The sequence below is a fragment of the Pseudoxanthomonas sp. LjRoot204_2 genome, assembly GCF_056175765.1.
Map to the genome: position 1 here is coordinate 1 of NZ_JBGFFG010000097.1, position 9,450 is coordinate 9,450.

The following is a 9,450-nucleotide window of genomic DNA, read 5'->3' on the forward strand; positions in this document are numbered from 1 at the left end:
CGGCAGGAGCGTATCGCTCGAGCAGCCCCGGATCGTCGGACGCGCCCGCGATGCGCACATCCGCATCGACGACCCCGGTTTTGCCGAGCGGCACGCGCGGCTCGAGTTGCGGGGCGAGCGCGTGCTGCTGCGCGACCTGGGGTCCTCCGAGGGCACCCGGGTCAACGGGGTCGCGGTCCGGGATGCGCTGCTGTCGGCGGGTGACCAGATCGTGTTCGATGCGCAGCACCGTTTCGTGCTGGAAGTGCCGTGGGCGCCGACGGCCAGGGTCGACGAGCCCGCCCCGCTGGAAGACGCCGATCGCGACCACCCGGTGGCCGATGCGGACCGTCCGGCGGGCCCGTCCGCGCTTCGCTGGCCATGGTTGCTGCTTGCGGCGTTGCTGATGGCCGGCGCGCTCAGCGCGCTGCTGCTGTTCGGCGCCGGCTGACCGATTTCCACAGGCGCCAGCCCAACAGCACCGCCAGGATGCCGGCGTACAGCAGCGGCTCGCGGATGTCGGATTTCACCAGCCACCAGAAGTGCAGCACGGCCAGCACGCCGATGGCGTACACCAGCTTGTGCAGTTGGCCCCAGCGCCGGCCGAGCCGGCGCATCCAGCCCTGGGTCGAGGTGATCGCCAGCGGCACCAGCAACAGCCAGGCGGTGAAGCCCACCGTGATGTAGGGACGCTTGGCGATCTCCTCGAAGATCTGCGTCCAGTATCCGCGCAGGTCCAGGCCCAAGTAGACCGCCAGGTGCAGCGTGGCATAGAAGAAGGCGTAGAGCCCCAGCATGCGCCGGAAGCGCAGCAGCACCGGCTGCCCGGTCAACTGGCGAAGGGGAGTGACCGCCAGCGCCACCATCAGCAGGCGCAGCGCCCACAGGCCGGTGCGGTGCTCGATCTCCGCCACCGGATCCGCGCCCAGCGCATCGCTGCCGCGCTGCCATACGTCGTAGAACTGCCACCCCAGGATCGCCAGCGGCGTCAGCGCCAGCGCATGCACCACGCTCTTGGCCGCCACCAGGCCTGCGGACGCCTTACGCATCGTGTCGGCTCAGTACCATTTCTTCAGATCCATGCCGGCGTACAGGGACGCCACCTGATCGCCGTAACCATTGAACATGCGCGTGGGGATGCGTTCGGCGAACAGCTTGCTCTGCGTGCCGGCGATGCGGCGCTCGGTCKTCTGGCTCCAGCGCGGATGGTCGACGTTCGGATTGACGTTGGAGAAGAACCCGTACTCCGACGGCTGCAGATCGTGCCACGCCGTCTCCGGCATGCGCTCGACGAACTTGATCTCGACGATCGACTTGATGCTCTTGAAGCCGTACTTCCACGGCACCACCAGCCGCAACGGCGCGCCGTTCTGCTGCGGCAGCGGCTTGCCGTACAGGCCGGTGGCCAGCAGGGTGAGCGGGTGCATCGCCTCGTCGATGCGCAGGCCCTCGCGGTAGGGCCAGTTGATGGAACGATAGCGGACCCCCGGCATCTGGGCGCGGTCGGCGAGGGTGGTGAAGGCCACGTACTTTGCCTTCGACGTGGGCGCGAACTTCTTCAGCACATCGGCCAGCGGCACGCCCAGCCACGGGATCACCATCGACCAGCCCTCCACGCAGCGCAGCCGGTAGATGCGCTCCTCGGGGGCCAGCCCCTTCACCAGGTCCTCCAGCGACAGCGTGCCGGGCTTTGCGCACTCGCCCCCCACCGCCACCGACCAGGGCGAGGTCTTGAGCGTCTTGCGCGCCGWGGACGGGTCGGCCTTGCCGGTACCGAACTCGTAGAAGTTGTTGTAGCTGGTGACGTCMTCGTAACGCGTCAGCGTTTCGGTGGTGCGGAAGCCGGAGCGCGCCTGTTCGGGCGTCACCACGACCTTCGGGGGGGCGGGAGGTTCGGCTTCCGCGCAGCCGGCCAGGGCAAGGGCGGGCGCGGCGGCAAAGGCCTGCAGCAGGCGGCGGCGATCCCGATAGATCGCTTCGTCGGTGACCTCGGACTCGCGGATCCGCAAGGCGTCGCGCAGGGACATGGACTTCTCCGGCAAGGGGATGGCGGTTGGACGGCAGTCGCGGCGGAAAATTCCCGCGCGGGCCGGTCACGTGCAGCCTATACGCAGTCGGGTGATCGCGGGATGCACGGCGTACGGGATTCATGCCCGCGCGTCCGCTTCGTTGCCCCTGCAACTGATGCGCTGCGGCATACTAYGGACCCTCCTGTTCAGGTGCCCCATGACGCGCGCGTTCAACTTCAGTGCCGGTCCCGCCACCCTGCCCGAATCGGTCCTGCGGCAGGCCCAGGCCGAGATGCTCGACTGGAACGGCATTGGCGCGTCCATCGTGGAGATCAGCCACCGCAGCCAGGACTTCATCGCCGTGGCGGCCGAGGCCGAAGCGGACCTGCGCCGATTGGTCGGCATCCCCGACGACTATGCGGTGCTGTTCCTGTCGGGTGGCGCCACGACCCACCAGGCCCTGCTGGCGCTGAATTTCGCTGCGCCCGGCCAGGTCGTCGACTATGTGGTGACCGGCCACTGGGGCAAGACCGCCATCAAGCAGGCCGCGCCGTACTGCACGGTCAACATCGCGGCCGACGGCGAGGCCGGTGGCTTCCACGACATCCCGCCGCGCGACACGTGGAGGCTCACACCGGGTGCCGCCTACGTGCACATCACCGCCAACGAGACGATCCACGGCGTCGAGTTTCGCGACACCCCGGACGTGGGCGAGGTGCCGTTGTTCGCCGATTTCAGCTCATCGATCGCGTCGGAGCCGCTGGACGTGTCGAAGTACGGCGTGATCTATGCCGGCGCGCAGAAGAACCTTGGCCCGGTCGGCGTGGCGGTGGTGATCATCCGCAAGGACCTGTTCGAGCGCAGCGGCCAGCCGCGCGCCGACATCTTCGACTACCGCTCGCATGCCGCGCGCGACTCCATGCTCAACACGCCGCCGACCTGGAACTGGTACCTCGCCGGCCTGGTGTTCAAGTGGATGCTGGCCGAAGGCGGCGTGGCCGAGTTCGCGCGGCGCAATGCGGTGAAATCGTCGCTCGTCTACGACGCCATCGACGCGTCCGCCGGCTTCTACCGCAACGACGTGGTGCCAGCCGTGCGTTCGCGGATGAACATCCCTTTCTTCCTGCCGGACGACACCCTCAACGCGCGCTTCGTGGCCGAATCCAAGGCGGCCGGACTGCTGGCCCTGAAGGGCCACAAGGCGGTCGGTGGCATCCGCGCTTCGCTGTACAACGCGCTGCCGGTGGAAGGCGCGCAGGCGCTGGTCGATTTCATGCGCGATTTCCAGCAACGTAACGGATGAAGTCCCTGCATTGCCCGATGTGGGAGCGACGTCAGTCGCGATGAAGCTTCACCGATAACCTTTCGCGACTTACGTCGCTCCCACAGGGAAGCGACGGGAATACGGAAAACGACATGGCATCCAAACCCAGCAAGCCAAAGAAGATCGCCAAGCCCGCCGCGGGCAAGAAGACCGAGGCGACGCCCGCCCCGGCGCTGTCCGACGTGCGCGCCAAGATCGATGGCATCGATCGCCAGATCCAGTCCCTGATCGCCGAACGCGCCGTCTTCGCCCACCAGGTCGGCAAGGCCAAGGGAAAGCTGGCCGCTGCGGTGGACTACTACCGCCCGGAGCGCGAAGCCCAGGTGCTGCGCATGGTGGTGGACCGCAACGAGGGCCCGCTCAGCGACGAAGTGCTGGTGCATGTCTTCCGCGAGATCATGTCCGCCTGCCTGGCGCAGCAGGAGCCGTTGAAGATCGGTTACCTCGGCCCGGAGGGCACCTTCAGCCAGCAGGCGGTGCTCAAGCACTTCGGCCGCTCGGCGCATGGTCTTCCGCTGGCCAGCATCGAAGAGGTCTTCCAGGAAGTGGCCAGCGGCAACGCCGATTTCGGCGTAGTGCCGGTCGAGAACTCGGGGCAGGGCACCATCCAGATCACGCTGGACATGTTCCTGACCTCGGACCTGAAGATCTGCGGCGAAGTCGAGCTGCGCGTGCACCAGTTCCTGATGTCGCGCACCGGTCGCATCGACGACATCGAGCGCATCTACGCGCATCCGCAGTCGTTCGCGCAGACCGCGGGCTGGCTGCGCGCCAACCTGCCGAAGGTGGAGAAAGTGCCGGTGTCGAGCAACGCCGAAGGCGCCCGCCGCGCGCGTGGCAACGACGATGCCGCGGCCATCGGGGGCGAGAGCGCGGCGCACGTCTACGGCCTGAAGAAGGTCGTCATGAGCCCGATCCAGGACGACAAGGACAACACGACGCGCTTCCTTGTGATCGGCCGCAGCATCTTCCCGCCGTCGGGCCACGACCGCACCTCGGTGCTGGTCTTCATCCACGACAAGCCCGGCGCGCTGTTCGACGTGCTCAGCCCRTTCGCCCGCCACGGCATCAGCATGAACCGGATCGAGTCGCGGCCGTCGCACCACGCCAAGTGGGAGTACGGCTTCTTCATCGATCTGGCCGGCCACATCGACGACGAGGCGATGAAGCAGGCACTGGCGGAACTGAAACAGCATTCGGCGCAGATCAAGGTGCTGGGGTCGTACCCCGTCGCGGTGCCCTGATACGTTGCCCGGGCCCGCGGATGGGCCGATGAACCGAGAGACCTGATGAGCAGCAAGCAAGACTGGATCGCCTCCACAGGCCGCGCGCTGCGCGGCACCCTGGATATTCCCGGCGACAAGTCGGTATCGCACCGCGCGGTGATGTTCGCCGCGCTCGCCGACGGCACGTCGACGATCGACGGCTTCCTGGAAGGCGAGGACACCCGCGCGACCGCCGCGATCTTTTCGCGCCTCGGCGTGCGGATGGAAACGCCCTCGCCATCGCGCCGTATCGTGCATGGCGTCGGCGTGGATGGCCTGAAGGCGGCCGACGGTGCGCTCGACTGCGGCAATGCCGGCACCGGCATGCGCCTGCTGGCCGGCCTGCTGGCCGCGCAACCGTTCGACAGCGTGATCATTGGTGACGAATCGCTGTCCAAGCGTCCCATGCGCCGCGTCACCGGTCCGCTGTCCACGATGGGTGCGCGCATCGATACCGAAGAGGGCGGCCTGCCACCGTTGCGCATCCATGGCGGACAAGCCCTTGCCGGCATCGACTACACGCTGGAAGTCGCCAGCGCGCAGGTGAAATCGGCTGTGCTGCTGGCTGGCCTGTACGCAGAAGGCGAGACCGTGGTGCGCGAGCCGCACCCCACGCGCGACTACACCGAGCGCATGCTGAAGGCGTTCGGCGTCGACATCGACTTCTCCCCCGGCTTCGCTCGCCTGGGCGGCGGGCAGCGCCTGAAGGCGACCGACATCGCCGTGCCGGCCGATTTCTCGTCGGCGGCGTTCTTCCTGGTCGCGGCCAGCATCATTCCCGGTTCGGAACTGCGCCTGCGCGCGGTCGGACTGAACCCGCGCCGCACCGGCCTGCTACAGGCACTGCGGCTGATGGGCGCGGACATCACCGAAGAGAACGCCAGCGAACACGGCGGCGAGCCGGTGGCGGACCTGGTCGTCCGCCATGCGACATTGCAGGGCATCGAGGTGCCGGAGGCGCTGGTGCCCGACATGATCGATGAGTTCCCGGCGCTGTTCGTCGCGGCGGCCGCAGCGGAGGGACCGACCGTGGTGAGCGGGGCGGCGGAATTGCGGGTGAAGGAATCAGACCGCCTGGCGGCCATGGCCAATGGCCTGCGTGCGCTCGGCCTGCGCGTGGACGAGACGCCGGACGGCGCGACGATCTTTCCTGGGCCGCTGCAGGGCGGCGTGGTCGATAGTCACGGCGATCACCGCATCGCGATGGCGTTCTCGATCGCCGGCCAGCTGGCGAAGGGCAAAGTGCGCGTCGGCGATGTGGCGAACGTGGCGACCTCGTTCCCGGACTACGATGGCCTGGCGACGGGCGCAGGGTTCGCGTTGCGGAAAGCATGACCGTTGCTTTCTGTAGGAGCGACGTGAGTCGCGACCGCGGCACATGATTGCCTGAGTTCTATCATTCGCCAGTCGCCCATAGCGCGCTTGCCATGAATACCAACACTGATGTATCCCGGTCGCGATTTACGTCGCTCCTACACGTACGGGCACGGCAACAAGGGGGCGCCTGCGGGGCGCCCCCTCTTCGTTTGGACTAGAACCTAGATAGGCTTGAAGTCCACCGGCACCTTCACGCTGGTGGCGATGGCCTTGCCATTCCGCATGGCCGGTTCGAAGCGCCACTGCTTCACGGCGCTCAGCGCGGCGCGATCGAGCTCACGCTCACCACTGCGCTCGACCACACGAACGTCCACCGGGTTGCCGTTGGCATCGACATCTGCCAGCACCACGACCGTCCCGCCGACGCCGGCACGCAACATTGAGGCCGGGTACTTCGGCTGGGCGTTACTGGCGAGTGGGCGTGCATCGCGGCTGATCGCAGCGGCACGGGTCGCACGATCGGCGCGATCGCGATCGGCGCTGCCGGTTGCGCGCTCAGTGGCGGGTGTCGTGGTCACCGGCTGGTCGATCACCGCGCTCGGTGCGGTTGCGACAGGCGCTTCCGCCGGGGCGCGCGATTGGCTCCACCAGATCAGGCCACCCGCGGTGACGGCGAAAGCGAGCAGCATCAGCAGCACGGGGGATGCGTTGCGGCGCGGTTCCATCTGGGTCTCTTCCAGGGTGGGATCCGGCGCGCGGTATTCGTTGTTGATGGACGTCGACATGTGAACCTCCGTTTCGCGTTGTGGGTTCCGCGTTGGAACGGTGCCGAGTCTTTGCTTGCGGATGTTTGCGACGCGTGATTCAGCGATGAAACGAGCGTGCCGAAGTTCAGCTAGCGGAATGGCGGTTCAGCAATGCGTACGAATCATCAAAGCGCATTCGCGCAGCGACTTGAAGTAGATGCTCCCGGGCACACGACCATTCTGTTCGCCGCGTGTCGCCAGTGCGTCGCATCCCATCACGCTAATGGGCACAGCCATCGCGATCGAACCCGATGCATGACGCAGTACGAACGCGTGGTTCTGCCGTGTCACGTGCCCGACTGTATCGGTTCCGCGCAGACATCGCACCGCACCTGCATAGCGCAGCGACYGGAGTCCATCAGTCGCACGGCATGGGAGTAGCCACGACCCTTCACCCAGGTCTGGCCGGGCTCGTCGCCCAACGGGTCTTCGACCGACGGGCTGCGCGTTGACCAAGGCGATGCGCACGCGAAGAGGACGATCAACGGGATTGCCGACCAGGCGGCGATACGTTTCAGCGATCGTGCCTGGCCCATGCGGTCACCGCATCTTGAAATCGATCGGCACCGTCACCGCGCCCGGCACCGGCTGGCCGTCGCGCTGCGCCGGCTGGAAGCGCCATTGCCGAACCGCAGCGAGTGCGGCGCGGTCGAGATCGCGGGAGCCGCTGCGCTCGGCGATCTCGACGGAGGTCGGTACGCCGTCCGCCCCCACTTCGACGCGCACCATCACCGTGCCCTGGTCTCCGGCACGGATGGCCGAGGCGGGGTAGTCCGGGGCGGGTGTCTGGCCCGGAATCGGAACCGGCACGTCGCCAGGGGCCAGCGGCACCGTGGCCGTCGGTGCCGCCGCGTCGGCCGGCGTGGCGGGCAGTGGCGCTTCCGCGACGGGCGCGGGCATCGGCGCTTCTTCCACCAGTTGCGGGCGCTCTTCGGCCGCGGGACGGGGCGCGGGTTCGTCCATGCCGCTCGCGCCGGCGCCGGTGGAGAGGGGCTCGGGCAGCGCTTCGATCGGCAGCGACTTGCCCGGCAGTGCGGGGTCGGGCGTATAGAAGCCGTCGTCCCGGCCGGCCCACCAGACGATCAGGAACAGCAGCAGGCCGACGCCGAAGGCGATCGCCGCATTGCGCAGGGCGGTGCGGGGCAGGCGGAAGGTAAAGTGCGGATCGTGCGGTTGCTGGGCCGACATGGGAGTCACCGGAAAAGTCGCGCCGATTCTTGCACAGCCGCGGTTAACCGCGCGGGCAGGCGGTCGCAGATGGGCGATAATGCCGGCTTCCCACGCCAGACTGTAGTGTCCATGCTCGATCCCGTCCTGCTCCGCACCCAGCCCGCCGAACTCGCCCAGCGCCTCAAGGAGAGCCGCGGGTTCGACCTGGACGTGTCCCGCATCGCCGACCTGGAAGCCTCGCGCAAGCAGATTCAGAAGCGCACCGAGGAACTGCAGAATCTGCGCAACACCCGCTCCAAGGCCATCGGCCAGGCCAAGGCCAAGGGCGAGGACGTGGCCGCGCTGATGGCGGAAGTGGCCGGATTCGGCGACGAGTTGAAGGCTTCGGAAGTGAAGCTGGACGAGATCCGCGCCGAGATCGAAGCCATCGCCCTCGGTATCCCGAACCTGCCGCACGCCAGCGTGCCGCTCGGCAGCGATGAGGCCGGCAACGTCGAACAGCACCGCTGGGGCACCCCGCGCGCGTTCGACTTCGACGTGAAGGACCACGTGGAGCTGGGCGCCCGTCACGGCTGGCTCGACGCCGACACCGCCGCCAAGCTGTCCGGCGCGCGCTTCACCGTGCTGCGCGGCCAGCTGGCGCGCCTGCACCGCGCGCTCGCGCAGTTCATGCTCGACCTGCACACCAACGAGCACGGCTACGAAGAGACCAGCGTGCCGGTGATCGTCAACGCCGACTCCATGCGCGGCACCGGCCAGTTGCCGAAGTTCGAGGAAGACCTGTTCTCCACCGAGCTGGGCGAGCACAAGCGCTACCTGATCCCCACCTCCGAAGTGCCGCTGACCAACATCGTCCGCGATGAGATCCTCGACGACGCCCGCCTGCCGCTGCGCATGACCGCGCATTCGATGTGCTTCCGCTCCGAAGCCGGCAGTGGTGGCCGCGACGTGCGCGGCATGATCCGCCAGCACCAGTTCGAGAAGGTGGAATTGGTCTCCATCGCGCGCCCGTCGGAGAGCTACGACGAGCAGGAGCGCATGACCCGCGCCGCCGAAACCGTGCTGGAGAAACTGGGCCTTCCGTACCGCCGCATGCTGCTGTGCACGGGCGACATGGGTTTCGGCGCTACCAAGACGTTCGACCTGGAAGTCTGGCTGCCGTCGCAGAACACCTACCGCGAGATTTCCTCGTGCTCCAACTGCGAGGACTTCCAGGCGCGTCGCATGCAGGCGCGCTGGCGCAACCCGGCCACCGGCAAACCCGAGCCCGTGCACACGCTCAACGGTTCCGGCACCGCCGTGGGCCGTGCGCTGATCGCGGTAATGGAGAACTACCAGAACGCCGACGGGTCGATCACCGTGCCCGAGGTGCTGCGCCCGTACATGGGTGGCGCAGACCGCATCGCCTGAGCTGTTGATGCCTTCTCCCCGCGAGCGGGGAGAAGGTGCCCGGAGGGCGGATGAGGGGCGCTCTTAGCGCGAGCTCTCCGCTTTCCTACGGCAGACGCGCCTTGAGYGTTGATGGCTGCGGAGGGCCCACATCTCCGTTCGCCCCTCACCCGCCTTCGGCACCCTCTCCC

The 9,450-nt window shown here is 67.7% G+C and carries 9 protein-coding genes; 5 read left to right on the forward strand and 4 right to left on the reverse strand.

The features are described 5' to 3' along the window. On the forward strand, positions 1-430 hold a 430-nt coding region (locus AC04L7_RS06545; RefSeq protein WP_475512717.1), incomplete at its 5' end, for an FHA domain-containing protein. Here the strand turns inward: AC04L7_RS06545 and msrQ are convergent. Continuing rightward, on the reverse strand, positions 399-1,028 hold the full coding sequence (gene msrQ, locus AC04L7_RS06550; protein ID WP_296282988.1) for a protein-methionine-sulfoxide reductase heme-binding subunit MsrQ: 630 nt from the start codon (positions 1,026-1,028) through the stop codon (positions 399-401). The two genes, AC04L7_RS06545 and msrQ, sit on opposite strands and share 32 nt — an antisense overlap. Before the next feature lie 9 nt (positions 1,029-1,037). Next, the gene (gene msrP, locus AC04L7_RS06555) at positions 1,038-2,006 is read right to left on the reverse strand and encodes a protein-methionine-sulfoxide reductase catalytic subunit MsrP (RefSeq protein ID WP_475512718.1); all 969 of its coding nucleotides are present in this window, start codon (positions 2,004-2,006) and stop codon (positions 1,038-1,040) included. 199 nt (positions 2,007-2,205) lie between these two features. Between msrP and serC the strand changes: the two genes are divergently transcribed. From serC to aroA, 3 genes are all read left to right on the forward strand, one after another. Next, positions 2,206-3,291 (forward strand): phosphoserine transaminase, encoded by a 1,086-nt coding sequence (gene serC, locus AC04L7_RS06560; RefSeq protein WP_435998870.1) that lies wholly within the window; start codon positions 2,206-2,208, stop codon positions 3,289-3,291. Between the two features lie 113 nt (positions 3,292-3,404). Then, on the forward strand, positions 3,405-4,556 hold the full coding sequence (gene pheA / locus AC04L7_RS06565; RefSeq protein WP_296282991.1) for a prephenate dehydratase: 1,152 nt from the start codon (positions 3,405-3,407) through the stop codon (positions 4,554-4,556). Positions 4,557-4,601: 45 nt separating this feature from the next. Beyond that, positions 4,602-5,912 carry a 3-phosphoshikimate 1-carboxyvinyltransferase gene (gene aroA / locus AC04L7_RS06570; RefSeq protein WP_435998867.1) on the forward strand — a complete coding sequence of 437 codons (1,311 nt, stop codon included), beginning with the start codon at positions 4,602-4,604 and terminating at the stop codon, positions 5,910-5,912. Between the two features lie 203 nt (positions 5,913-6,115). On the opposite strand, the gene AC04L7_RS06575 is transcribed toward aroA, so the two are convergent. Together AC04L7_RS06575 and AC04L7_RS06580 are read right to left on the reverse strand one after the other, a co-directional pair. Further along, the gene (locus tag AC04L7_RS06575) at positions 6,116-6,679 is read right to left on the reverse strand and encodes an energy transducer TonB (protein ID WP_435998865.1); all 564 of its coding nucleotides are present in this window, start codon (positions 6,677-6,679) and stop codon (positions 6,116-6,118) included. A 561-nt stretch (positions 6,680-7,240) separates the two neighbouring features. After that, positions 7,241-7,888: an energy transducer TonB gene (locus AC04L7_RS06580; RefSeq protein WP_435998863.1), complete on the reverse strand. Its 648-nt coding sequence runs from the start codon at positions 7,886-7,888 to the stop codon at positions 7,241-7,243. Between the two features lie 111 nt (positions 7,889-7,999). Here AC04L7_RS06580 and serS point away from each other — a divergent pair, with 111 nt between their 5' ends. Beyond that, complete coding sequence (serS, locus tag AC04L7_RS06585; protein WP_435998860.1) at positions 8,000-9,280, forward strand: serine--tRNA ligase; 1,281 nt, start codon at positions 8,000-8,002, stop codon at positions 9,278-9,280. Positions 9,281-9,450 lie beyond the last annotated feature (170 nt).

Excerpts from the sequence above, each read along its gene's own strand:
- msrQ (WP_296282988.1), bottom strand. The coding sequence starts at position 1,028 with ATGCGTAAGGCGTCCGCAGGCCTGGTGGCGGCCAAGAGCGTGGTGCAT.
- serC (WP_435998870.1), top strand. The coding sequence starts at position 2,206 with ATGACGCGCGCGTTCAACTTCAGTGCCGGTCCCGCCACCCTGCCCGAA.
- aroA (WP_435998867.1), top strand. The coding sequence starts at position 4,602 with ATGAGCAGCAAGCAAGACTGGATCGCCTCCACAGGCCGCGCGCTGCGC.
- AC04L7_RS06575 (WP_435998865.1), bottom strand. The coding sequence starts at position 6,679 with ATGTCGACGTCCATCAACAACGAATACCGCGCGCCGGATCCCACCCTG.
- AC04L7_RS06580 (WP_435998863.1), bottom strand. The coding sequence starts at position 7,888 with ATGTCGGCCCAGCAACCGCACGATCCGCACTTTACCTTCCGCCTGCCC.
- serS (WP_435998860.1), top strand. The coding sequence starts at position 8,000 with ATGCTCGATCCCGTCCTGCTCCGCACCCAGCCCGCCGAACTCGCCCAG.